We start from the raw sequence: 24,388 nt of genomic DNA, 5'->3' as shown, positions 1-24,388 counted from the left end.
AGTATAAAAGCACAGCGTGGGAAATTAAAATACCGCTCACAGACTCGTGAGTAAGCAAGTGTTTTTGGCGGGAATTATCTGTTCCTCAGACTCTGGCTATTGCTTTTCAGGGTTCACCTGCGATGATAGATAACAATAACGATATACAGGCACTGCAGAATGAAGAAACTCGTTTATCCGCTGGCCATGGCGCTGGCAATGTTTAGCCTCAGTGGATGTGGTTTAAAAGGCCCACTCTATTTCCCTCCGGCAGACAACAAAACACCCGAACATGTTGAAAAACCAGCATCGTCGACGCAATCAGCCGCACCTGATCAAAACGATCGTGGGTATGGCGACGACCCGACGCAGGTTGTCACCCAGTAGCACCCCAGTGCATGACCTGGGGAAGGGAGTTCTAAATGCAGTTTTCCAAAATGCATGGGCTTGGCAATGATTTCATGGTGGTTGACGCGGTAACACAAAACGTCTTCTTCTCTCCGGATATGATCCGCCGCCTGGCTGACAGGCATTTGGGAGTGGGGTTTGATCAGTTACTGATTGTGGAACCACCTTATGATCCTGAGCTGGATTTTCACTACCGTATTTTTAATGCGGATGGTAGTGAAGTTGCACAGTGTGGCAATGGCGCGCGTTGTTTTGCCCGCTTTGTGCGTCTGAAGGGCCTGACCAACAAGAAAGATATTTTTGTCAGTACTGCCAATGGGCGTATGGTTCTGACAGTGACGGACGATGATTTAGTACGGGTGAATATGGGCGAACCGGACTTCGAACCTGGCCGTATTCCTTTCCGCGCTAATAAAATGGAAAAAACCTATATTATGCGCGTCGCAGAACAAACGGTTCTTTGTGGCGCAGTATCAATGGGTAATCCCCATTGTGTGATTCAGGTTGAAAGTGTTGCGACAGCTGAAGTGGCATTGCTGGGGCCGTTGGTAGAAAGCCATGACCGCTTTCCTGAACGGGTGAATGTTGGTTTTATGGAAGTGGTTAACCCTGAGCATATCCGTCTGCGGGTTTATGAACGCGGCGCAGGTGAAACCCAGGCCTGTGGAAGTGGGGCCTGTGGTGCAGTGGCTGTCGGTATACAACAAGGTTTACTGGCTGAACAAGTGCGGGTTGACCTGCCTGGTGGCCGGTTAGATATTGCCTGGAAAGGTCCTGGGCATCCTTTGTATATGACCGGGCCTGCCACTCATGTCTATGATGGGTTTATACATCTATGAAGAACGTCGGAGAACAGCAAGATATTTTGCCTGAGCTGACAGACGAGATGGTCGGAGACTATCTGCGTCGTCACCCTGATTTTTTTATTCGTAACGCACAACTGGTTGAGCAACTCTGTGTACCGCACCCGGTACGGGGAGCGGTGTCACTGGTTGAATGGCATATGGCCAGGTCGCGGAACCGGATTGATAACCTGGAAACCAATATGGGTTTGCTGGTTGAACAGGCAATGGCAAATGAAGGGCTGTTTTACCGACTACTGAAACTACAAAGTCGGCTGGCGTCAGCCCCGGATTTTCAGTCTTTTCTTGAACGCCTGGCTCGTTGGGCAAAGGAGATGAAACTATCCAGTGCTACGTTACGGCTCTTTCCGGATAAATGGCGTATTGGCGCACCTTCCTGTTTTACTCACCTGGCGTTGAGCCGGCAACTGTTTGAGCCATTGCGCGTACAACGTTTTGGCGACCAGTCGCATTATCTTGGCGGCCTCAATGGTAATGAATTGCTGGTGATGTTGCCGCAGGAAAAAGCAGTAGGCTCAGTAGCAATGTCATTACTGGGGGAACAAGGTGATTTAGGTGTACTGGTATTCTCCAGCCGTGACCCTCAGCACTATTGTGCAGGCCAGGGAACTCAGTTCTTGCAGGAACTGAGTACATTATTACCGGGGTTACTGGAACGTTGGGTGGAGCGGTTATGAGCGGTTTGCAGGTGAGTGTTGACCAATATTTGCGTTACCTGAAAGTGGAACGGCAGCTAAGCCCACTGACTTTGCTCAACTATGGCCGCCAGTTGCAGGTTATTATCAGTATGGCGGCGGATATTGGGATACAACACTGGGCTCAGTGCGACAGCAACAAAGTGAAACGCTTTGCAGTATTAAGCCGCAAGCATGGTCTGCAACCTGCCAGCATGGCATTACGCCTTTCTGCCCTGCGCAGTTTTTTCGATTGGCTGGTTGCTCAGGGTGAGTTGGATGCAAACCCGGCAAAAGGTGTCGCCAGCCCCAAAGCGCCACGCCATTTGCCCAAGAATATTGATGTGGATGACATCAACCGGTTACTGGATATCGATATTAATGACCCACTCGCTGTGCGTGACCGGGCGATGCTGGAAATCATGTATGGTGCCGGGTTGCGTTTATCGGAACTGGTCAATATTGATTGCCGCCATCTGGACCTCGCCAGTGGTGAGGTATGGGTGATGGGGAAAGGGAGTAAAGAGCGCAGGTTGCCTGTTGGCCGTAGTGCGGTGCAATGGGTTGAGCACTGGCTGGAACTGCGTTTGCTGTTTGGACCCGATGATGACGCACTTTTTTTATCCCGCCAGGGTAAACGTATTTCAGCGCGTAACGTGCAAAAACGCTTTGCTGAATGGGGAGTGCGCCAGGGGCTTAACAGCCATGTCCATCCTCATAAATTACGCCACTCATTTGCCACACATATGCTGGAATCCAGTGGTGATTTGCGAGCGGTACAGGAATTGCTGGGGCACGCCAATTTATCGACTACCCAAATCTATACCCACCTCGACTTTCAACATTTAGCCTCGGTGTATGATGCAGCGCATCCTCGCGCCAGGCGGGGGAAATCGTAATGCATTTTTACCGTCCACTGAGCCGGATTGCCGCTCTGACATTTGATCTGGACGATACGCTGTATGACAACTATCCAGTAATTCAAAAAACTACTCAGGCATCGCTTCAGTTTCTTCAACAATACCACCCGTCACTGGCTCAACTGACAGCCAGTGATTTTATTGGTGTGCGTGACGCATTAAGGGCAGAAGAACCGGAGATTTACCATGATGTGTCCCAGTGGCGCTGGCGGGCGATAGAACGCACGATGCAACTTGCCGGGATACCAGATAGCCAGGCGCGTGAAGGCGCGGATGCGGTGATGGCCGAGTTTGCTCACTGGCGTAACCGTATAGAAGTACCACAGGAAACTCATGCCATACTGGCAAAACTGGCGGGAAAATGGCCATTAGCCGCTATTACTAATGGTAATGCGGATCCCTCTCGTTTCGGGCTTGAGTCGTATTTTCAGTTTGTGTTGCGTGCCGGACCGGATGGCCGCTCAAAACCGTTTGGCGATATGTACTGGCTCGCGGCACGAAAACTGGGTCTTCAGCCCGGTGAGTTGCTCCATGTAGGTGATGACCTCACCACTGATGTGTCAGGCGCGGTACAAAGTGGCGTTCAGGCATGCTGGATTAACCTGAAACAGGCCAGCCTGATGACGGCCAAAGACAGCCGGTTGCTACCTCATGTAGAAATTTCGCGGTTGGCATCACTCACTGCGCTGATATAATGCTGTAAAAATTTCCAGGGGTACGATCCCCCCTTTCCCCAATTTGGCGGTGCTGATGGACGTTTCTTACCTGCTCGACAGTCTTAATGATAAACAGCGTGAAGCCGTTGCGGCACCACGCAGTAATTTGCTGGTTCTGGCAGGTGCGGGAAGCGGGAAAACACGAGTGTTGGTGCATCGTATCGCCTGGCTGATGTCGGTTGAGAATAGCTCGCCTTACTCCATTATGGCTGTCACCTTTACCAATAAAGCGGCCGCAGAAATGCGCCAGCGTATTGGTCAATTGATGGGAAGCGTGCAAAATGGCATGTGGGTTGGCACTTTCCACGGCCTGGCACACCGCCTGTTGCGCGCGCATCACCTTGATGCTGGCTTGCCACAGGATTTTCAAATTCTGGATAGCGAAGACCAGCTACGCCTGCTCAAACGCCTGATCAAAGCCATGAACCTTGATGAAAAGCAGTGGCCTGCCCGCCAGGCCATGTGGTACATCAACGGCAAAAAAGACGAAGGCCTGCGCCCACAACATGTAGAAAGCTATGGCAACCCGGTTGAGCAAACCTGGTTGAAGGTTTACCAGGCTTATCAGGAAGCCTGCGACAGAGCCGGGCTGGTGGATTTTGCTGAATTACTGCTGCGCGCCCATGAGCTTTGGCTTAATAAGCCCCATATTCTCCAACACTATCGTGATCGCTTCACACACATTTTGGTGGACGAATTTCAGGATACCAACAACATTCAGTATGCCTGGATTCGCCTGCTGGCGGGTGATACCAGCCATGTAATGATCGTTGGGGATGATGACCAGTCAATTTATGGCTGGCGTGGTGCTCAGGTGGAAAATATTCAGCGCTTTCTGCGGGATTTCCCGGGGGCGCAAACCATTCGCCTTGAGCAAAACTACCGTTCAACCAGCAATATTCTGAACGCGGCTAACGCCCTGATTGATAACAACACAGGGCGCCTTGGGAAAAACTTGTGGACTGACGGCAGCGAAGGTGAGCCCATTTCGCTGTACTGCGCCTTCAATGAACTGGATGAAGCCCGGTTTGTTGTCAACCGTATCAAAACCTGGCAGGACAATGGCGGTGCACTGGAACAGTGTGCCATCTTATATCGCAGCAACGCCCAGTCGCGCGTGCTCGAAGAGGCTTTATTGCAGGGCAGCATGCCGTACCGGATTTATGGCGGTATGCGCTTCTTTGAACGCCAGGAAATTAAAGATGCGCTGGCGTACTTGCGCCTGATGAGTAACCGTAATGATGACGCGGCATTTGAGCGTGTGGTTAATACACCCACCCGGGGAATAGGCGACCGCACTCTGGATGTTGTGCGCCAGACATCCAGAGAAAACCAGCTCACGCTATGGCAGGCTTCACGCCAGCTCTTACAGGATAAAGCCCTGGCCGGGCGCGCTGCGTCTGCCCTGCAGCGTTTTATGGAACTAATTGATGCACTGGCTCACGATACCGCAGAAATGCCCCTGCATGTCCAGACTGACCGGGTGATTAAAGATTCTGGTTTGTGGATGATGTATGAGCAGGAAAAAGGCGAAAAAGGGCAGACGCGTATTGAAAACCTTGAGGAACTGGTGACAGCCACACGCCAGTTCAGCTACCAGGACGAAGACGAAGATTTAATGCCGTTACAGGCCTTCTTGTCTCATGCTGCACTGGAGGCAGGAGAAGGGCAGGCAGATACCTGGCAGGACGCAGTACAACTGATGACACTGCATTCAGCGAAAGGTCTGGAGTTCCCGCAAGTGTTTATTGTCGGGATGGAAGAAGGGATGTTCCCCAGCCAGATGTCGCTGGATGAAGGCGGTCGCCTGGAAGAAGAACGCCGCCTGGCTTATGTTGGTGTCACGCGGGCCATGCAAAAGCTTACGCTGACTTATGCAGAATCGCGCCGACTGTACGGGAAAGAGGTGTATCACCGCCCTTCCCGGTTCATTGGCGAACTACCGGAAAACTGTGTGGAGGAAGTGCGTTTACGTGCGACGGTTTCCCGCCCGGTTAATCACCAACGGCTGGGTACGCCCATTGAGCAAAACGATAGTGGCTATAAGCTGGGCCAGCGGGTACGCCATCCTAAATTTGGTGAGGGAACTATTGTGAACCTGGAAGGTAGTGGTGAGCACAGCCGCTTGCAGGTGGCATTCCAGGGCCAGGGCATTAAGTGGCTGGTTGCCGCTTACGCCAGGCTCGAAACGGTGTAACTCTGTGTGGGAAAATAAATTTTCTGCGCTGTCTGCTAACCTTAACAAATAACAGATATTAATTAATTGCGAGTGTTCTGTTGTTTGTTGACGCTGCTTTTTCGCTGGCGTAACATGCGCGCACGATTACGCTAAGAGGACATTCGCCTTGGACACACCCAGTAGATACTGGCTCTTTCACCTGTTTTCGGGGTGCAACTCCTAAGGCTATCCTCATTGCTGATAGCCTTAGCGGTTGTCAGCGACATCTTTTCCCGTCGCGTTGAGCCAGTCTGTTTCTTGGTTTGAAACCCCCGTTTCTGTGTGCCCACTGAACTGTCCGATATTTTTGCATTGGGAGTCCCGGTCATGTTGAGCGCATTTCAACTGGAAAATAATCGGTTGTCCCGTCTCGAAGTGGAAGAGGCTGAAAACCTGAGCAACGCGATATGGGTTGACCTGGTTGAGCCAGACGAAGACGAGCGACAACGCGTACAAACGGAACTTGACCAGAGCCTGGCGACCCGGCCAGAGCTTGAAGACATTGAGGCATCTGCCCGTTTTTTTGAAGACGAAGATGGCTTACATATCCACTCATTTTTCTTCTACGAAGATGCGGACGATCACGCGGGCAACTCAACCGTGGCTTTTACCATTCGTAATGGTCGCCTGTTTACCTTGCGTGAACGTGAGTTACCGGCATTTCGTCTCTACCGCATGCGCGCCCGTACACAGTTGATGGTTGACGGTAATGCGTTTGAATTGTTACTCGATTTGTTTGAAACCAAAATTGAACAGCTGGCTGATGAAATCGAAAACATTTACAGCGACCTGGAAAAGCTCAGCCGGGTGATTATGGAAGGGCAACAGGGTGATGAGTACGACGAAGCGCTCTCCACTCTGGCAGAGCTGGAAGATACCGGCTGGAAAGTTCGCCTGTGTTTGATGGATACCCAGCGGGCACTGAATTTCCTGGTACGTAAAGCTCGCTTACCGGGTGAGCAGCTTGAACAGGCGCGCGAAGTATTACGCGATATTGAATCCCTGCTGCCACACAACGAATCCTTGTTCCAGAAAGTTAACTTCCTGATGCAGGCGGCGATGGGGTTTATCAATATCGAACAGAACCGGATAATTAAAATCTTCTCCGTGGTATCTGTTGTATTCCTGCCGCCCACGCTGGTTGCTTCCAGTTATGGGATGAACTTTGAGTTCATGCCGGAATTACACTGGAGCTTTGGTTACCCAGGTGCCATCGTCTTTATGATGCTCGCGGGCCTGGCACCTTACCTGTACTTTAAGCGGAAAAACTGGTTGTAGCGCTTAATGCTTTGAGGCAAGAAAAAGCGCTGTGAAAACAGCGCTTTTTTTATGGTTATATACCCCAGGTTTGTTTGTTTTTTACTTTGTAATCGTAATACCAACCAATAGTCTGGCATGCCACATAAATATTGAAACAGAAAGATAAAAACCTGAAGTGAATCAGAGTACCAATAATGGCAACAACCAGGCTCACAAGAATGCAGACTATGGCTTTTTTCCACAGTCCTAAAATTAGCAGGTAAAGGGGGCCAAAAAAGAATGCCAGATAGCTTATCTGAACTTTTTGGCGGTCCCAAAAGGATAACTTACGTAATGCTTCGCGATTTTCTTTTGGTATAAAAAATGGGTTGCTGTAGCCACCCATTTTTTCAATGAAAGCAAAGCGAAATTTCCATTTATCTTTTACTTTAGGATCCTGCTGGTAGTCGTAATTTTCTTCAGGCAATGTTGTGTTAGTCATCGTGTTACCTTTTATCCCTTGCCAAATGGCGGTTAATTGTCTGGTTAATTATTTCGTTATCTTGCCTGGGGTAAGAGCCAGAAAGAATGCAGTCAAAATATTCATAGTCGCAGTAAAACGGGTACCCGGAGAGTCACAATCTGCTCCCCAAATACGAATCATAATTTGCCCGATCACTACTATGCTCATCCAGAGAATCACGAAGTAGCGGCCTTTTATACCAATATCCCGGCAGCGCATAGCACCCGCATTACAATAAATCCATAGCAGTAATATCACCGTAAAAATAAGGGTGAATTTCCCCATATTAAACATCAGCGGGGCGCCCTGAAGAACGAAATACAAAACACTGATGATTAAAAAGGGTATGCGCCGAATAGTTGCGTTATGTGACGGTTTGAATAAATTAATAATGAAAGACATAGTTGTTTTCTTACCGGGAAAGCTAACCCTAACCCCGCACAGCGCATGTGAGTTCAGTTCATGGAGATTATAGAAACAGTATTGCCTGATAGTAAGGTGGTGGTTGTACTAAAAAAGGTAGGTGAGGGAATTGGATTGCTGGTGTATAGCTGGCGTAATACATAAATAAGAATACTACGCCAGTATTCTGTTTTATAAGGATTATCTGACTTTTCTCTGGGTATATAATGCATCCAGAACAAAGACAAACAGGGCTATCCAGATAAATCCGAAAGTGACCATTTTATCTTTCCCGGGCACTTCGCCATAGAACGTTACGGCTAATAAAAACATGAGTGTTGGGCCAATATATTGAAAAAAGCCGAGGGTGGATAATCTCAGGCGGGTGGCCGCCCCGGTGAAGCATAATAACGGCACCGTGGTGACAATACCGGCGGCCATCAGCAACAAATTCAGTGACCAGGGGTTGTTGGCAAGATGGCTGGTGGGTGTGTCTGTAATGCCAAACAACCAGATAGCAGCAGCAGGTAACAGCCATAATGTTTCTATCAGCATGCCAGTCTGTGCATCAACGGCAATTTTCTTACGCACCAGGCCATACAGCGCAAAACTGAACGCCAGTGCCAGCGCAATGATGGGCAACGACCCGAAAGTCCAGAGTTGAACCAGTACACCGCAGGCTGCCAGTAACACGGCCACCCACTGCATCAGACGAAAACGTTCACCGAGAAAGATCATTCCCAGCAAAATATTCACCAGCGGATTAATAAAATAGCCCAGGCTGGCTTCCAGCATATGGTTATTATTGACCGCCCAAATAAAGAGCAGCCAGTTGCCACCCACTAATACAGCTGAGACGGCAAGGCCAAAAATCTTCTTTGGCGTGGCGATAATTTTTCGCACCTGGCGCCACTGACGGCTCAGCGAAATCAACGCTACCATGAAGAAAAAAGACCAGATGATACGGTGGGTCAGTATTTCATTGGCGGGGACAAACTGAATAAGTTTGAAATAAGCGGGGGCTATCCCCCAAATAAAATAGGCGATCAGGGCGAGGATAACCCCTAAGCGTACTTGCCTGCTGTCCATTTGAGTGTGTGTGTGCGTTGGAAAAGTGTACAGGCAGTTTACCAGAAAAAGCGGCTACCCGACCATGTAAGTCGCTGTTGCACTGGCAATATAGGTTTTTTGTTCGTTATGTAATTCAACCCTGGCAACAGCCACTTTATTACCTGCACGCAGTAGTGAGCTGCTGGCGGTAAAATGAGTGCCACGCCCCGGGCGCAGATAGTCCACACGTAAGTCAATGGTGCCCATTTTTCCCAGTCGCTGGCGTAGCTCTTCCTCGCTGATGGTTTCATGGCGCGTGAGCGTGCTGCCGACACACACCAGCCCGGCGGCAACGTCCAGCGCAGAGGCAATCACGCCACCATGTAAAATATTTTGTGCCCAGTTCCCCACCATCATAGGCTGGTGTTGAAAGCTAAGTTCAGCATAATCAGGAACGTACTTGACCAGTTCCAGCCCCAGAGCCCGGTTAAATGGCATATGGTATACAAAAATATCACCCACCAACTTCAATGCTTCTTCAGCGGTAAGAATAACGCCAGACATAGTGATACTCACCATTAGTTAATGAGGTGTTTATTTTATGTATCGTTTATGTTTTAAACCAGTTTAAGAGCAGAAGAGTGCGTATCGGACAATGAAATATGTAGAATGGGTCACACCAATAATAATTGCTTCAGGAGAATGAGGCTGATGCGCAAGAATTTTTCTGCTTTGATAATGATGTGCGTGCTCCCGGTCACGGCCTGGGCACAGGAAGCAACGGTGAAAGAGGTGCATGATGCACCGGCTGTTCGCGGTAGTATTATTGCTAATCTGCTGCAGGAACATGATAACCCATTTACTCTGTATCCTTACGATACCAACTATGTGCTCTACACAGAAAGTAGCGATATTAATAAAGAAGCGATAAAAAGCTACGACTGGGCTGACCACGCCCGCAAAGATGAAGTGAAATTTCAGTTGAGCCTCGCGTTCCCTTTGTGGCGTGGGATTTTGGGTGATAACTCTGTGCTGGGTGCATCGTATACGCAGAAATCCTGGTGGCAGCTTTCCAATAAGTCCCAATCTTCACCGTTCCGTGAAACGAATTATGAACCGCAACTGTTCCTGGGTTTTGCCACGGACTATCAATTTGCTGGCTGGACATTGCGTGATGTTGAGATGGGTTTTAACCATGACTCTAACGGCCGCTCAGACCCCACATCCCGTAGTTGGAACCGCGTTTATTCTCGCCTGATGGCGCAGAATGGTGACTGGATGGTTGAAGTGAAACCCTGGTATGTGGTGGGGAATCTTGATGATAATCCGGATATTGCCAAATATATGGGTTACTACCAGGCGCGTGTGGCGTATAGCTGGGGTGATGCCGTCCTGAGTGTGAAAGGGCAATATAACTGGAATACCGGTTACGGCGGCGCTGAATTCGGCGTGAGTTACCCAATTACCCGCCATGTCCGGGCTTATGCTCAGGTGTGGAGTGGTTACGGTGAATCCCTGATAGACTACAACTTCAACCAGACACGCGTTGGTTTGGGCGTTATGCTCAATGATCTGTTTTAAAGCATTGCAGTTTCTCACTCAGGCGCTGAAAATAGCGCCTGTTTTATTTTAAGCGGATGGAGTGAGTGTGGCGCAGGCGGAAATGATGAATCGGGAGTCACTGGCACAACAAGTGTTACAGGAGACCTTTGGCTACCAACAGTTTCGTCCGGGCCAGCAAACCATTATTAATACGGCACTTCAGGGCCGTGACTGTCTGGTCGTTATGCCGACCGGCGGGGGAAAATCCCTCTGTTACCAAATTCCTGCGCTGGTGCTTGGCGGGTTGACGCTGGTTGTCTCTCCGCTTATCTCTTTGATGAAAGATCAGGTGGATCAACTGTGCGCCAACGGGGTTGCCGCTGCCTGCCTGAATTCCTCATTAAGCCGTGAAGACCAACAACAGGTTATCGATGGGTGCAGAAACGGGCAAATACGCCTGCTGTATATCGCCCCAGAACGCCTGATGATGGATAACTTCCTCGACCACCTGGCTCGCTGGAACCCAGTCATGCTGGCAGTTGATGAAGCCCACTGTATTTCCCAATGGGGGCACGATTTCCGCCCGGAATATGCAGCCCTTGGGCAACTGCGCCAGCGTCTTCCTGGTGTGCCGTTTATGGCGTTGACGGCCACGGCAGACGATACCACCCGGCTTGATATTGCGCGTTTATTGGGGCTGGATGACCCGCTTATCCAGGTGAGCAGTTTTGACCGGCCGAATATTCGCTACATGTTAATGGAGAAGTTCAAGCCGCTTGACCAACTGCTGCGGTATGTTCAGGAGCAACGGGGAAAATCCGGCATTATTTACTGCAACAGCCGGGCAAAAGTGGAAGACACAGCAGCCCGCCTGCAAAGCCGTGGAATAAGCGCGCGTGCCTACCATGCCGGGCTGGAAAATAGTGTGCGTGCAGAGGTACAGGAGAAGTTCCAGCGCGATGATGTGCAAATTGTGGTGGCTACCGTAGCCTTCGGTATGGGGATTAATAAACCCAATGTGCGCTTTGTTGTCCATTTCGACATTCCACGCAATATCGAGTCGTATTACCAGGAAACCGGGCGCGCCGGGCGGGATGGGCTGCCTGCGGAAGCGATGCTGTTTTACGACCCTGCAGATATGGCCTGGCTACGCCGTTGTCTGGATGAGAAACCAGCAGGGCAGTTGCAGGATATTGAACGCCATAAACTGAACGCTATGGGGGCCTTTGCCGAGGCACAAACCTGCCGCCGCCTGGTTCTGTTGAATTATTTTGGTGAAGGTCGCCAGGAAGCATGCGGCAACTGTGATATTTGCCTGGATCCTCCACGCCGTTATGATGGCCTGGTGGATGCGCAAAAAGCGTTATCCTGTATTTATCGTGTTAATCAGCGTTTTGGGATGGGTTATGTGGTGGAGGTATTGCGAGGCGCCAACAATCAGCGTATTCGTGATATGCAACACGATAAACTGCCTGTGTATGGCATTGGGCGTGAGCATAGCCACGAACACTGGGTAAGCGTAATTCGCCAGCTCATCCATATGGGGTTTATTACCCAAAACATTGCCAACCATTCTGCTCTGCAACTGACTGAAGCGGCCCGGCCTGTATTGCGTGGTGAGGTGCCATTAATGCTGGCTGTGCCTCGTATTACTGTTCTGAAACCGCGTGCTCACCAAAAAACCTTTGGCGGTAATTATGACCGCAAGTTGTTTGCCAAATTACGCAAGCTGCGTAAAGCCATTGCCGATGAAGAAAACATTCCACCGTATGTCGTCTTTAACGATGCAACGTTGATAGAAATGGCGGAGCAGTTACCCGTTTCACCAGGGGAAATGTTGAGCGTAAATGGCGTGGGAATGCGTAAACTCGAGCGGTTTGGGCAACCCTTTATGACCCTGATTCGTGAACATCTGGACGAACGGGAAACCTGGTAGCGGGCAGCAGAGAAACGTGCCAGGATAATACCTCCTGCGATTATTCTCCTGCGAGCAAATTATGTTAATGCTTTTTCTGTCCGTGGCACTGGTGCATTTCTTAGCGCTGATAAGCCCTGGCCCGGATTTCTTTTTTGTATCTCAAACGGCTATCAGCCGCTCTCGCCGTGAAGCCATTATGGGCGTACTGGGCATCACCTGTGGCGTAATGGTCTGGTCAGGTGTGGCGCTGCTTGGCCTGCATCTTATTCTGGAAAAAATGGCCTGGCTGCACACCATTATTATGGTGGGTGGTGGTTTGTATTTATGCTGGATGGGTTTCCAGATGCTGCGGGGTGTACTTAAAAAACCAGTGGCGCATGAGCCAACACAGCAAGTTGAGCTGGCTCAGGCGGGTCGTAGCTTCCTGAAAGGGCTGCTAACCAACCTGGCTAACCCCAAAGCCATTATCTATTTCGGGAGTGTTTTCTCACTGTTTCTTGGTGACAGTGTTGGCGCACCAGAACGCGTTGGGCTGTTTTGCCTGATTGCGTTAGAAACCTTTGCCTGGTTTGCTGTGGTCGCCAGCCTGTTTGCGTTACCTAAAATGCGGCAAGGCTACCAGCGGCTGGCTAAATGGATTGACGGGATGGCAGGTGCCTTGTTTACCGGGTTCGGTATCCATCTGATTATTTCCCGTTAATCAGCACCTGCTTTTTAACATGCAATTATGCCTGGCGCGCACTGGCAAGCAGTGCGCCCACCAGCATAAAGAGTGAACCAAACACTCTGTTCAGCGCCTTCATCTGGTGTGGCCCTTTAATCCAGCCCGCAATACGTTGTGCCAGTGTGGCATAACCAATCATCACCACAATATCCACTGCAACGGTAGTTACGCCCAACACCACATACTGCATGACCTGCGGCTGGTGCGGCACAATAAATTGTGGAAACAGAGCAGCCAGGAAGACAATGCTTTTGGGGTTGGTCAGATTGACAAACGTCGCACGCTGGAACAATTTGCGCCGGGGTTGTTGTTGCGCCAGGGCTTTCAGATCAAGCGCACCTGCAGCGCGCCATTGCTGAATACCCAGCCACACCAGGTAAGCGGCACCAGCCCATTTGAGAATTTCGAACGCCAGTAGAGAGTGAGAGAACAGCGTCCCTAAACCCACGCCGACCAGAACAATATGAATCGCCAGCCCGGTTTGCAGGCCGGCAATCGATGCGGCAGCCCCCCGGTAACCGTGACTCATGGCGGTACTCATGGTATTAATTGCGCCAGACCCTGGCGATAAACTTAAAATTATCGTTGTAATAAAATAGGTAAACCACCACTCGAGATTCATCCTGCATTCCTGATCAGCACACTTTTATGTCACAATACGCCATTGTCAGGTGTTGCGCTACGGCTCACAAAAAAAGTGCTATTCCACTATTGAAAGGTGCTGATGCTTGCTATGAAAAAGCACAAAAATGAGTGGACCGAAAGGGAAAAAGCCTTTGCTGCTTTTGCTGTGGGTCCACTAAATGATTTCTGGCAGCAGCGTGAAGAATGCGAGCTCGCAGGGGTTGAAGGTGTTCCCATTCGCTATGTCCGCTTCCGCAGTAAAAAACATCATCAGGTGGTGGTTATCTGTCCCGGGCGAATTGAAAGCTATGTGAAATACGCTGAAGTTGCCTGGGATCTGTTTCATTGTGGCTTTGACGTATTAATCATTGATCATCGTGGGCAGGGCAGATCCGGGCGGATGCTGGACGATCCTCATCGTGGTCATGTGGTGAATTTTAGTGATTATGTCGATGATTTAACGTCATTCTGGCAGCAGGAAGTCGCTCCGGGTCCGTGGAAAAAACGTTTTATTCTGGCGCACTCGATGGGAGGCGCGATTACGGCGCTGTTCTTAAGCCAAAATCCACAGGCTTGTGATGCCGTAGCGTTATGCGCTCCAATGTTTGGCATTGTTATTCGCCTGCCAGACTGGATGGTGAGGCATATCCTTGACTGGGCGGAAGGTTACCCAAAAATCAGTGAAGGTTACGCGATGGGAACCGGGCGCTGGCAACCGCTGCCCTTTGTAATGAATACATTAACCCACAGTCCTGAGCGTTACCGCCGTAATCTGCGTTTATATGCCGATGATCCGCGGTTACGTGTGGGTGGCCCAACTTACCATTGGGTGCGGGAAGGTATCCTTGCAGGTGAACAGGTTTTGGCAGAGGCCACTGCTATGACCACGCCGGTATTGCTCCTGCAGGCAGAACAGGATCGTGTTGTGGATAACCGGATGCACGATAAGTTCTGTGAAATTAGAGCCGCGGCGGGCCACCCATGTGAGGGGGGAAAACCTTACGTCATAGAAGGTGCGTATCATGAGATCCTGTTTGAAAAGGACGATATGCGCGCTGTTGCATTGCATGCCATTGTGGATTTTTTTACACGGTATGCAGATTAAAGGCATGAGGCCTTAACGTTATTTTCACCAGAGGTAGAATCGCCTATGTACCATGTTGTCGCGTCGGATTTAGACGGCACATTGTTATCGCCTGAGCACAGGCTCACGGCATTTGCCAAAGAGACATTAAAGCTACTGGTAAACCAGGATATCCACTTTATTTTCGCTACCGGGCGGCACCATATTGATGTCAGCCAGATTAGGGATAACCTGGGTATTCAGTCGTATATGATTACGTCCAATGGTGCCCGGGTGCACGATAGCCAGGGTAATCAGGTATTCGCCCATGATTTAGACCGGGACATTGCTGGCGATTTGTACGGAATAGTTGCAGGGAATAAAGACATTACCACCAATGTTTATCGTGGTGATGAATGGTTTATCAGCCAGCCACGGCCAGAAGATATGGTGTATTTTCGTGAGGCCGTATTTAACTACCAGCTATTCCAGCCAGGAATGCTGGAAACCGATGGCGTCAGCAAAGTGTTCTTTACTTGTGATTCCCACGAGAAGTTACTGCCACTGGAGCAGGCCATTAATGCCCGCTGGGGCGACCGGGTAAATGTCAGTTTCTCAACCGTTACTTGCCTTGAAGTGATGGCAGGTGGTGTCTCAAAAGGCCATGCGCTGGAAGCGGTTGCGAAGGCGATGGGCTACCAGTTAAAAGACTGTATCGCGTTTGGCGACGGCATGAATGACAAAGAGATGCTCTCTATGGCCGGGAAAGGCTGCATCATGGGAAATGCTCATCAGCGCCTGAAAGACTTGTTGCCCGAACTGGAAGTGATTGGAACCAACGTAACTGATGCTGTACCGCATTATCTGCGGAAATTATTTCTCTCCTGAGAACGGCAGTTAACTAACGAGTGGTTTTATTTTAACCACTCGTAAACTAAATAGTTGGGCGCGCAACTGCCTGTCTCGCTAAAATATTGGTTCGTTTCATTATGAGCCAATATGCCGTGATCTTACTGATAATCACCACTATTTTGTGGGCTTTTTCCTTCAGCCTGATAGGCGAGTACCTCGCCGGTCATGTTGACAGCTATTTTTCTGTTCTGATGCGTATTGGCCTGGCTGCACTGGTTTTTTTGCCTTTTCTGCGAACCTGCGGGCAAAAATGGCGCACGTTATTGTCCTATATGCTGGTTGGCGCCATGCAACTGGGCGTGATGTATCTGTTCAGCTTCCGGGCTTATCTCTACCTTACAGTGTCAGAATTCCTGCTATTTACCATCTTCACTCCACTGTATGTCACGCTGATATACGATGTGCTGAGCCACCGCAAGTTGCGCTGGGGCTATGCGCTGAGCGCGTTGCTGGCAGTGGCCGGTGCTGCGATTATTCGTTACGGCAAACTGAGTGATCACTTCTGGCTCGGCCTGTTACTGGTGCAACTTGCCAATATCAGTTTTGCCATTGGCATGGTGGGTTACAAACGCCTGATGGAAGTACACCCAATGCCGCAGCACAGTGCCATTTCCTGGTTTTATTTGGGGGCACTGATTGTGGCGGTTATCGCCTGGTTTACATTGGGTAACCCAAATAAATTACCAGAGACCTCTCTACAGTGGGGCATACTGGTCTGGCTGGGTGTGGCTGCATCCGGGCTGGGATATTTTATGTGGAATTATGGCGCAACGCAGGTGGATGCGGGAACGCTTGGCATTATGAACAATGTGCATATCCCGGCCGGGCTGCTGGTTAACCTGGCTATCTGGCAACAGCAGCCCCGCTGGAGCAGTTTTCTTACTGGCGCAGCAGTGATTCTGGCTTCCCTGTGGGTGCATCGGCGCTGGGTCGTTCCGCATTCCTCACAAACGGCAGGTGGTCGCAGGCGTGCTGGCGCGCCGATCGAATAAACGCTTCGATAACCGGTTGGCGCTGTTCTCCGTCCCGCACGGCAGCGTACAACCGGCTCCATAAACCTTCGCCCAGAGTTCGGGTTACGACCAGGTTCTGGCGTTCAAAACTTTCCACTACCCAGTGTGGCAAGGCTGCAATCCCCATGCGGGCTGCCACCATCTGAATAAGCAGCAAAGTATTATCCACACTCTTCAGAGAGGGGCTGATGCCTGCTGGCTGCAGAAAATGACGCCAGACATCAAGGCGCTGGCGCTGTACCGGGTAAATTAACAGTGTTTCACGCGCCAGGTCTTCCGGGCTGATTCGGGCTTTCCCCGCCAGTGGGTGATCTGCAGCCAGAACCAGGCGCACTTCATAATCAAACATCGGCGAATAATGCAGATCGCTACGTGGCAGAATATCGGAGGTCAGCACGATATCCAGCTCACTTTGCTGCAAGGCGGGTTGCGGGTCGAAAGTCACGCCGGATTTAAAATCCATCTCTACCTGTGGCCACAGTTTGTGGAAATGTTCCAGAGCGGGGGTCAACCACTGTATGCAGCTATGGCATTCAATCGCAATGCGCAATGTGCTCTGTTGCGGCTCATGGCAATCCTGCAGCGCCTGCTGAATTTGTGGCAACACCTGTGCGGCAAGTTGTAACAGAATTTCACCCTGGGGAGTGAAACGCAGAGGCTGGCTTTTACGGATAAACAGCCGAAACCCGAGCCGTTGCTCCAGATCGCTGAACTGGTGAGAAAGGGCCGATTGCGTCTGGTGCAGGACGGCAGCAGCAGCGGCCAGTGACCCACTACTGCGGAGTGCCTGCAGGGTTCTCAGGTGTTTTATCTCGATCATGAAAGTCCTTCACTTCGCCTTGAGGATTTTGCGCTTGAGGAATATACAGTACCTGCGGAATATAGATGTGTAAACATCTGGATGGCTAAATGGAGAAAGAAAAAATGACTGTCCTCAACCATACCCTCGGTTTTCCGCGTATTGGCCTGCGACGCGAACTAAAAAAAGCACAGGAAAGTTATTGGGCTGGCGCCCTGAGCCGTGAAGCATTGTTCGAAGCCGGGCGTGAATTACGTGCTCGTCACTGGCAACAACAAAGTGATGCCGGTATCAACATACTTCCTGTTGGCGATTTCGCCTGGTACGACCATGTCCTGGGTACCAGCCTGTTGCTGGGTAATGTCCCTGCACGCCACCAAAACGCCGATGGTAGTATTGATATCGACACCTTATTCCGTATTGGCCGTGGACGGGCGCCAACGGGGGAACCTGCCGCCGCCGCAGAAATGACCAAGTGGTTTAATACCAACTACCACTATATGGTGCCGGAATTTACCCTGGGGCAGTCATTTCACCTGGGCTGGACACAACTGTTGGATGAGGTTGATGAAGCGCTGGCACTCAACCACAAGGTAAAACCCGTATTGCTGGGGCCTGTGACTTATCTGTGGTTGGGTAAAGTGAAGGGTGAAGCTTTCGATCGTTTATCGTTGTTAAAGGATATCCTGCCTGTCTATCAACAAGTACTCGATGAACTCGCGAAACGTGGTATTGAGTGGGTACAAATTGATGAGCCCGCTCTGGTTCTGGAATTGCCAAAGGCATGGCTGGAGGCATTTAAACCGGCTTATCAGGCGCTGAGTGGCCGGGTCAAATTACTGCTGACTACCTATTTTGAAGGTATCACTCCTAACCTCGATACTATCACGGCATTACCTGTACAAGGGGTGCATGTCGATTTGGTTCACGGCCATGATGATGTGACAGAATTACACCGCAAACTGCCATCAGACTGGTTATTGTCTGCCGGTGTTATTAACGGGCGTAATGTCTGGCGCGCTGACTTAACACAAAAATACCAGCAACTTAAAGGTATTGCTGGCCAGCGCCCTCTATGGGTTGCCTCTTCTTGTTCTTTACTGCACAGCCCCATTGACCTGCGTGTTGAAACCCGTCTTGACGCTGAAGTGAAAAGTTGGTTTGCCTTCGCGGTACAAAAATGTGAAGAGCTGGCGTTACTTGCCCATGCGCTAAACAGTGGTGATACCCGTAATCTGGTTGAATGGAGTACCCCGATTCAGGCCCGATCTGATTCTCGCCGTGTGCATAACCAGGCTGTTGCTGAACGCCTTGCCACTATTGGTGAACAGGATAGCCAGCGAGCCAGCGCGTACGCAAAACGTGCTCAGCTGCAGCGTGCACATTTCAATTTGCCTGCCTGGCCGACCACCACAATTGGGTCATTTCCGCAGACAAAAGAGATTCGTGGTCTGCGTCTGGATTTCAAACAGGGACGTTTGGATGCGGGCAACTACCGTACCAGTATTGCGGAGCATATCCGCCAGGCGGTGCAGGAGCAGGAACGTTTGGGGTTGGACGTGCTGGTGCACGGTGAGGCAGAACGTAATGATATGGTTGAGTATTTTGGCGAGCATCTTGATGGCTTTGCCTTCACCCAAAACGGGTGGGTACAAAGTTATGGTTCGCGCTGTGTAAAACCGCCTGTCGTGACTGGCGATGTCAGCCGCCCGTCCCCCATCACGGTTGAGTGGGCCAAATATGCTCAGTCATTAACAGATAAACCAATGAAAGGCATGCTGACCGGTCCGGTCACAATCTTATGTTGGTCATTCCCTCGCGAAGATGTCAGCCGCGAAACGATTGCTAAACAAATTGCCCTGGCTCTGCGTGATGAAGTGGCAGACCTGGAAGCGGCAGGTATTGGCATTATTCAGATAGATGAGCCTGCATTGCGGGAAGGTTTGCCGCTGCGCCAGAGTGACTGGCAGGCTTATTTGACATGGGCCGTGGAAGCATTTCGCCTGAACGCCGCGGTTGCTAAAGACGAAACACAGATTCATACCCACATGTGTTACTGCGAATTTAATGACATCATGGATTCCATTGCGGCACTGGATGCGGATGTCATTACTATCGAGACATCACGTTCTGATATGGAACTGCTTGAATCCTTTGAAGAGTTTGAATACCCGAACGAAATTGGGCCTGGTGTGTATGATATTCATTCACCTAATGTACCTGATGTTGCCTGGATAGAAAATTTGCTGAAGAAAGCCGCCCGTTATATTCCGGCTGAACGGTTGTGGGTAAACCCGGATTGCGGGCTGAAAACGCGGGGCTGGCAAGAAACCCGCGCAGCACTGGCAAATATGGTAGAGGCTGCCCGTAACCTGCGCCAGTCCGGTTAATCAATCCATTTAAGTGTGGCCTGCAATTAGTGACCAGCAATGAAAAAGGAAAGGCTTCTGGCCTTTCCTCGTCTTTTTATCACGTTAGCCGCCTATTTTGCTTTTATCATACGCCGTGAACCAGGCAAGCATTCTTTCCCAGCCATCCTGTGCTGACGCCTGGTGGTAGCTGGGACGGTAGTCGGCGTTAAATGCGTGCCCCGCTTCCGGGTAAACCACGATTTCTGCTTTCGCATTTGCCGCACGCAATGCCTGGCGCATGGTTTCTACGCTATCGAGCGGGATGCCGTCATCTTTGCCGCCATACAAGCCCAAAACAGGAGCGCTAAGGTGTGCAGTAACATCAACCGGGTGTTGAGGTGATGTCAGTGTGTGTGCGCCAACCAGACGACCATACCAGGCCACAGCAGCTTTAAGTTGGGGATTATGTGCAGCGTACAGCCAGCAAATACGGCCACCCCAGCAAAATCCTGTAATAAACAAACGGTGCAGATCGCCATGATTCTTGCCTGCCCAACTGGCTACATGATCCAAATCTGCCAGCACCTGCGCATCCGGTACTTTACTCACCAAATCGCGAAGCAATGCACTGATCTCAGTGTACTCATTCGGACAGCCCTGGCGGAAATAGAGTTCTGGGGCAACAGCCAGATACCCGAGGTGCGCCAGACGTCTGCAGACATCTTTAATATGTTCATGCACGCCGAAGATCTCTTGTACCACAATGACAACAGGCAAAGGTGCCGCAATGTTCTGTGGCCGCGCATACCAGGCAGGCATGTTTTCACCCTGGGTTGCTATAGTCGTTTCGCCCGTATGCAGGCCTTCATCGCTGGTATGAATAACGGTGGATGTGACCGGGGATACCGCAGGTGCGAATTGGTTATTGGCCGGCGGGGTTGTCTTTTTTTCTGTCATCGCAATCTCCGTGTGAATAGCGCATAAACTTAACTATAGCTGTACAAGGGTGTGCTGGCAGTGTGCAAAAAGTGTAATTAAAACAAATTTTCTGACTGCTTCAATTTTAACTTGTGATTAATGTCTCAAGTTAAAAGCAACATGATGCAATAATCACTTTTTATAGTGACTATTATCACTTTTTAAAACCAGAGACTTCAGTAGAGTACAGCTTTACTTCACCCGAACATTGACTCAAAGAGGAGTGATTTATGTCCAGGTCTGACGTGTTTCATCTTGGGCTTACCAAAGCGGATTTACAGGGCGCAACACTGGCGATTGTTCCGGGCGACCCTGAGCGGGTGGAAAAAATAGCCGCATTAATGGATAACCCGGTAAAACTGGCTGCACACCGTGAATTTACGTCATGGCGAGCGGAGTTAGCGGGGAAATCGGTCATTGTTTGCTCCACTGGCATCGGTGGTCCGTCTACCTCTATTGCTGTTGAAGAACTGGCTCAACTGGGTATTCGCACCTTCCTGCGTGTAGGGACCACAGGTGCTATTCAGCCACATATCAATGTGGGCGATGTTTTAGTCACAACGGCATCTGTTCGCCTTGATGGTGCAAGCCTGCATTTCGCACCGATGGAGTATCCGGCAGTGGCGGATTTTGCCTGCACCACTGCATTAGTTGAAGCAGCCAAAGCTGTTGGCGCGACTACGCATATCGGCGTGACTGCATCGTCTGATACTTTTTACCCAGGCCAGGAACGCTATGACACGTTTTCCGGGCGTGTTGTCAGCCGATTTAAAGGCTCTATGGAAGAGTGGCAACAAATGGGTGTCATGAACTACGAAATGGAATCCGCGACGCTGCTGACCATGTGTGCCAGCCAGGGTTTACGCGCCGGGATGGTTGCTGGTGTCATTGTTAACCGCACTCAGCAAGAAATCCCCAATGCGGAAACCATGAAACAAACGGAAAGCCATGCGGTGAAAATCGTGGTAGAGGCTGCGCGTCGCCTGCTCTGATTATTGCCAATACGCCAGCGGGGAACCCTCCGCTGGTTTATCTCATGCTCCCTTGTTTATTGTCATCCTCTCTCCTGAACGGCCAAAAAACAGCCAAATCACCTCTGGATTGCTATCAGGCACCATAAAACCTTTTAATCTGGACATTTATACAGCAGAATTTTAGTGGGCTCAGATTTTCAGGTGGGAGGGAGTGTGGCATTTACCTGGTTTTTCCTTGCGGGCGGATTAGCTGTTGGTGGCTTAACGGGGTGGTTGCTTGCCAGTTTGCGTGCAGCACGGCATATGGCAGAAGAACAGGCTGCGCATCGTGATGTTTACGGTGAACTCATGGCAACCCGCCAACAACTGGTGCAAAGCCAGCACTGGCAAGAAGAATACGAACAACTGAATCAGGAGTTACGCAATCAACTGGATATTAACCGTATTCAGGAGGCAGACCTGCGTGAAATGGCAACCAGGCTGGAAGAAAACCGTTTACATACGGAAGATAAACACCGGCAGATGATCAACAGTGAACAACGCCTGAGTGAACAATTTGAAAACCTGGCTAACCGTATTTTTTCTCAAAGCCACCAACGTATGGATGAGCAGAACCGCCAGAGTTTATCGGGCCTGCTGGCACCATTGCGGGAACAACTGGATGGCTTTCGCCGGCAGGTCCAGGAAAATTTTGGCGCTGAAGCCCGCGAGCGGCACACTCTGACCCATGAAATTCGGCAGCTACAGCAACTCAATGAGAAGATGACGCAAGAAGCCGTCAACCTTACCCGGGCACTGAAAGGCGATAATAAAACCCAGGGGAACTGGGGCGAAGTTGTGCTGGCCCGTGTTCTGGAAGCATCCGGCTTGCGGGAAGGGGCTGAATATGAAACCCAGGTCAGTGTCACATTAGATAACCACAGCCGTATGCAGCCTGATGTAATTGTGCGCCTGCCGCAAAATAAAGATGTGGTGATAGACGCCAAAATGACGCTGGTGGCCTATGAGCGCTATTTTAATGCCGATGACGATGTTGCCCGGGAAGCGGCGCTTAATGAACATATTGCGGCAATACGTAACCATATTCGTCTGCTGGGCCGAAAAGATTACCAACAACTTCCTGGTTTACGCTCGCTGGATTATGTGCTGATGTTTATTCCGGTGGAGCCCGCTTTTTTGTTGGCAATAGACCGTCAGCCAGAGCTGATTAGTGAAGCTTTGCGCAATAATATTATGCTGGTCAGTCCGACAACGCTGTTGGTGGCATTGCGCACGATAGCGAATCTTTGGCGCTATGAGCATCAAAGCCGCAATGCCCAACAAATCGCTGAGCGTGCAAGCCGGTTGTATGACAAAATGCGCCTCTTTGTTGATGATATGATGGCGATAGGGCAAAGCCTTAACAAAGCCCAGGACAATTATCACCAGGCAATGAAAAAATTAGCTCATGGGCGCGGGAATTTGCTGGTTCAGGCAGATTCATTCCGTGAGTTAGGGGTAGAAATCAAGCGTGAGATAAATCCTGAACTAACTGAACAGGCACGCCAGGAAGATACTGATGCCAGTGTGGCATCACGGCAGGATACGCCACTACCGCCCTGACAGGCGCAATAACAATCGCCTGGTGGCATTTCGCTACCAGGTTTGAGGTTTAGAGCAATATTGCGCAATCTGTTACACTTCACACTCTTTTTTAGGATGGGCAGGCACTAAGATGGCTGATGAATCTGATTCAAAAGATACTACGCATTTCGGTTATCGTACCGTAGCGACAGAACAAAAGGCGGATATGGTCGCGCAGGTTTTTCATTCGGTAGCGTCAAAATATGACCTGATGAACGATCTGATGTCCTTTGGTATTCATCGCATATGGAAGCGCTTCACGATTGATTGCAGTGGTGTAAGGCGCGGGCAGTGTGTGCTCGATTTAGCGGGTGGTACCGGCGACCTCGCTGCCAAATTCTCGCGACTGGTTGGCGAAAGCGGCAAAGTAGTGCTGGCAGATATTAATGACTCCATGTTGAAAATGGGGCGTGAGAAGCTGCGTAACCTCGGCATTGTCGGTAATGTTGAGTATGTTCAGGCCAACGCTGAAGCGCTGCCATTCCCGGACAACACCTTTGACTGCATCACCATCTCTTTTGGGTTGCGTAATGTGACAGATAAAGACAAAGCGTTACGCTCGATGTTTCGGGTTCTGAAACCCGGCGGGCGGTTGCTGGTGCTGGAGTTTTCTAAACCCATTCTCAAACCGCTCAGTAAGGCTTATGACGCGTATTCTTTCCACGTCCTGCCGCGGATTGGAGAATTAGTTGCTCATGATTCGGAAAGTTACCGCTATCTGGCTGAGTCTATTCGCATGCATCCTGATCAGGAAACACTGAAGGGCATGATGGAAGAGGCAGGGTTTGAAAACGTCACTTATTTCAATATGACTGGCGGAATTGTCGCACTGCATCGCGGCTATAAATTCTGAAGAAAGGCCTGACAGGAGGCGC

Annotated in this window: 24 protein-coding genes; 17 read left to right on the top strand and 7 right to left on the bottom strand. The window is 50.3% G+C overall.

Annotated features, from left to right (window positions below):
- Positions 1-159 precede the first annotated feature (159 nt).
- The 7 genes from MPHASIOC01_RS26285 to corA all read left to right on the top strand — a co-directional run bounded on the left by MPHASIOC01_RS26285 (position 160) and on the right by corA (position 7,056).
- Positions 160-366 (top strand): LPS translocon maturation chaperone LptM, encoded by a 207-nt coding sequence (locus tag MPHASIOC01_RS26285; RefSeq protein WP_064596893.1) that lies wholly within the window; start codon positions 160-162, stop codon positions 364-366.
- A 35-nt stretch (positions 367-401) separates the two neighbouring features.
- Positions 402-1,226: a diaminopimelate epimerase gene (dapF, locus tag MPHASIOC01_RS26280; protein WP_064596895.1), complete on the top strand. Its 825-nt coding sequence runs from the start codon at positions 402-404 to the stop codon at positions 1,224-1,226.
- On the top strand, positions 1,223-1,927 hold the full coding sequence (locus tag MPHASIOC01_RS26275; RefSeq protein ID WP_064596898.1) for a DUF484 domain-containing protein: 705 nt from the start codon (positions 1,223-1,225) through the stop codon (positions 1,925-1,927). Before dapF ends, MPHASIOC01_RS26275 begins: the two co-directional genes overlap by 4 nt.
- Complete coding sequence (xerC, locus tag MPHASIOC01_RS26270; protein ID WP_353613605.1) at positions 1,924-2,823, top strand: tyrosine recombinase XerC; 900 nt, start codon at positions 1,924-1,926, stop codon at positions 2,821-2,823. Before MPHASIOC01_RS26275 ends, xerC begins: the two co-directional genes overlap by 4 nt.
- On the top strand, positions 2,823-3,539 hold the full coding sequence (gene yigB / locus MPHASIOC01_RS26265) for a 5-amino-6-(5-phospho-D-ribitylamino)uracil phosphatase YigB (RefSeq protein ID WP_064596902.1): 717 nt from the start codon (positions 2,823-2,825) through the stop codon (positions 3,537-3,539). The genes xerC and yigB overlap by 1 nt, the downstream gene beginning before the upstream one ends.
- Positions 3,540-3,594: 55 nt before the next feature.
- Positions 3,595-5,757: a DNA helicase II gene (gene uvrD / locus MPHASIOC01_RS26260; protein WP_036115471.1), complete on the top strand. Its 2,163-nt coding sequence runs from the start codon at positions 3,595-3,597 to the stop codon at positions 5,755-5,757.
- A gap of 348 nt (positions 5,758-6,105) precedes the next feature.
- Positions 6,106-7,056 (top strand): magnesium/cobalt transporter CorA, encoded by a 951-nt coding sequence (corA, locus tag MPHASIOC01_RS26255; protein WP_064596958.1) that lies wholly within the window; start codon positions 6,106-6,108, stop codon positions 7,054-7,056.
- A 55-nt stretch (positions 7,057-7,111) separates the two neighbouring features.
- Here corA and MPHASIOC01_RS26250 read toward each other — a convergent pair whose 3' ends face one another.
- The 4 genes from MPHASIOC01_RS26250 to MPHASIOC01_RS26235 form a co-directional block, all read right to left on the bottom strand.
- Positions 7,112-7,519, bottom strand: coding sequence for a DUF2628 domain-containing protein (locus tag MPHASIOC01_RS26250; protein WP_064596904.1), 408 nt, complete (start codon positions 7,517-7,519; stop codon positions 7,112-7,114).
- 48 nt (positions 7,520-7,567) lie between these two features.
- Positions 7,568-7,942, bottom strand: coding sequence for a hypothetical protein (locus MPHASIOC01_RS26245; protein WP_353613604.1), 375 nt, complete (start codon positions 7,940-7,942; stop codon positions 7,568-7,570).
- A 201-nt stretch (positions 7,943-8,143) separates the two neighbouring features.
- On the bottom strand, positions 8,144-9,031 hold the full coding sequence (gene rarD / locus MPHASIOC01_RS26240) for an EamA family transporter RarD (protein WP_064596908.1): 888 nt from the start codon (positions 9,029-9,031) through the stop codon (positions 8,144-8,146).
- Positions 9,032-9,085: 54 nt separating this feature from the next.
- The gene (locus MPHASIOC01_RS26235; protein WP_064596910.1) at positions 9,086-9,556 is read right to left on the bottom strand and encodes a thioesterase family protein; all 471 of its coding nucleotides are present in this window, start codon (positions 9,554-9,556) and stop codon (positions 9,086-9,088) included.
- Positions 9,557-9,703: 147 nt separating this feature from the next.
- Here MPHASIOC01_RS26235 and pldA point away from each other — a divergent pair, with 147 nt between their 5' ends.
- The 3 genes from pldA (at position 9,704) to rhtC (ending at position 13,152) form a co-directional block, all read left to right on the top strand.
- A complete protein-coding gene (pldA, locus tag MPHASIOC01_RS26230; RefSeq protein WP_064596912.1) occupies positions 9,704-10,573 on the top strand; it encodes a phospholipase A in 870 nt (289 codons plus the stop codon).
- Between the two features lie 67 nt (positions 10,574-10,640).
- Entirely contained in the window at positions 10,641-12,470 is a 1,830-nt protein-coding gene (gene recQ, locus MPHASIOC01_RS26225; protein WP_064596914.1) for an ATP-dependent DNA helicase RecQ, read from the top strand.
- A gap of 61 nt (positions 12,471-12,531) precedes the next feature.
- A complete protein-coding gene (rhtC, locus tag MPHASIOC01_RS26220) occupies positions 12,532-13,152 on the top strand; it encodes a threonine export protein RhtC (protein ID WP_064596916.1) in 621 nt (206 codons plus the stop codon).
- Between the two features lie 25 nt (positions 13,153-13,177).
- Here the strand turns inward: rhtC and rhtB are convergent, their stop codons facing one another.
- A complete protein-coding gene (rhtB, locus tag MPHASIOC01_RS26215; RefSeq protein WP_064596918.1) occupies positions 13,178-13,798 on the bottom strand; it encodes a homoserine/homoserine lactone efflux protein in 621 nt (206 codons plus the stop codon).
- A 111-nt stretch (positions 13,799-13,909) separates the two neighbouring features.
- Here rhtB and pldB point away from each other — a divergent pair, with 111 nt between their 5' ends.
- The 3 genes from pldB to MPHASIOC01_RS26200 all read left to right on the top strand — a co-directional run bounded on the left by pldB (position 13,910) and on the right by MPHASIOC01_RS26200 (position 16,767).
- Positions 13,910-14,905 carry a lysophospholipase L2 gene (pldB, locus tag MPHASIOC01_RS26210; RefSeq protein WP_353613603.1) on the top strand — a complete coding sequence of 332 codons (996 nt, stop codon included), beginning with the start codon at positions 13,910-13,912 and terminating at the stop codon, positions 14,903-14,905.
- 45 nt (positions 14,906-14,950) lie between these two features.
- A complete protein-coding gene (gene yigL, locus MPHASIOC01_RS26205) occupies positions 14,951-15,751 on the top strand; it encodes a sugar/pyridoxal phosphate phosphatase YigL (protein ID WP_064596920.1) in 801 nt (266 codons plus the stop codon).
- A gap of 116 nt (positions 15,752-15,867) precedes the next feature.
- Positions 15,868-16,767, top strand: coding sequence for a carboxylate/amino acid/amine transporter (locus tag MPHASIOC01_RS26200; protein ID WP_064596962.1), 900 nt, complete (start codon positions 15,868-15,870; stop codon positions 16,765-16,767).
- On the opposite strand, the gene metR is transcribed toward MPHASIOC01_RS26200, so the two are convergent.
- Positions 16,655-17,608 carry an HTH-type transcriptional regulator MetR gene (gene metR, locus MPHASIOC01_RS26195; protein ID WP_064596922.1) on the bottom strand — a complete coding sequence of 318 codons (954 nt, stop codon included), beginning with the start codon at positions 17,606-17,608 and terminating at the stop codon, positions 16,655-16,657. The genes MPHASIOC01_RS26200 and metR overlap by 113 nt on opposite strands.
- Positions 17,609-17,712: 104 nt before the next feature.
- On the opposite strand from metR, the gene metE reads away from it, so the two are divergent.
- Entirely contained in the window at positions 17,713-19,977 is a 2,265-nt protein-coding gene (metE, locus tag MPHASIOC01_RS26190) for a 5-methyltetrahydropteroyltriglutamate--homocysteine S-methyltransferase (RefSeq protein WP_064596964.1), read from the top strand.
- 84 nt (positions 19,978-20,061) lie between these two features.
- On the opposite strand, the gene MPHASIOC01_RS26185 is transcribed toward metE, so the two are convergent.
- Positions 20,062-20,895 carry a dienelactone hydrolase family protein gene (locus tag MPHASIOC01_RS26185; protein ID WP_353613602.1) on the bottom strand — a complete coding sequence of 278 codons (834 nt, stop codon included), beginning with the start codon at positions 20,893-20,895 and terminating at the stop codon, positions 20,062-20,064.
- 251 nt (positions 20,896-21,146) lie between these two features.
- Between MPHASIOC01_RS26185 and udp the strand changes: the two genes are divergently transcribed.
- From udp to ubiE, 3 genes are all read left to right on the top strand, one after another.
- A complete protein-coding gene (gene udp / locus MPHASIOC01_RS26180) occupies positions 21,147-21,908 on the top strand; it encodes a uridine phosphorylase (RefSeq protein ID WP_036115512.1) in 762 nt (253 codons plus the stop codon).
- Between the two features lie 195 nt (positions 21,909-22,103).
- Entirely contained in the window at positions 22,104-23,492 is a 1,389-nt protein-coding gene (gene rmuC / locus MPHASIOC01_RS26175; RefSeq protein WP_064596966.1) for a DNA recombination protein RmuC, read from the top strand.
- Positions 23,493-23,604: 112 nt separating this feature from the next.
- A complete protein-coding gene (gene ubiE, locus MPHASIOC01_RS26170; RefSeq protein WP_064596926.1) occupies positions 23,605-24,366 on the top strand; it encodes a bifunctional demethylmenaquinone methyltransferase/2-methoxy-6-polyprenyl-1,4-benzoquinol methylase UbiE in 762 nt (253 codons plus the stop codon).
- Positions 24,367-24,388 lie beyond the last annotated feature (22 nt).

Source organism: Mangrovibacter phragmitis, assembly GCF_040429585.1.
GTDB lineage: Bacteria > Pseudomonadota > Gammaproteobacteria > Enterobacterales > Enterobacteriaceae > Mangrovibacter > Mangrovibacter phragmitis.
Note: the sequence above shows the minus strand (reverse complement) of the source record. Positions and strands in the feature narration are given on the sequence as shown.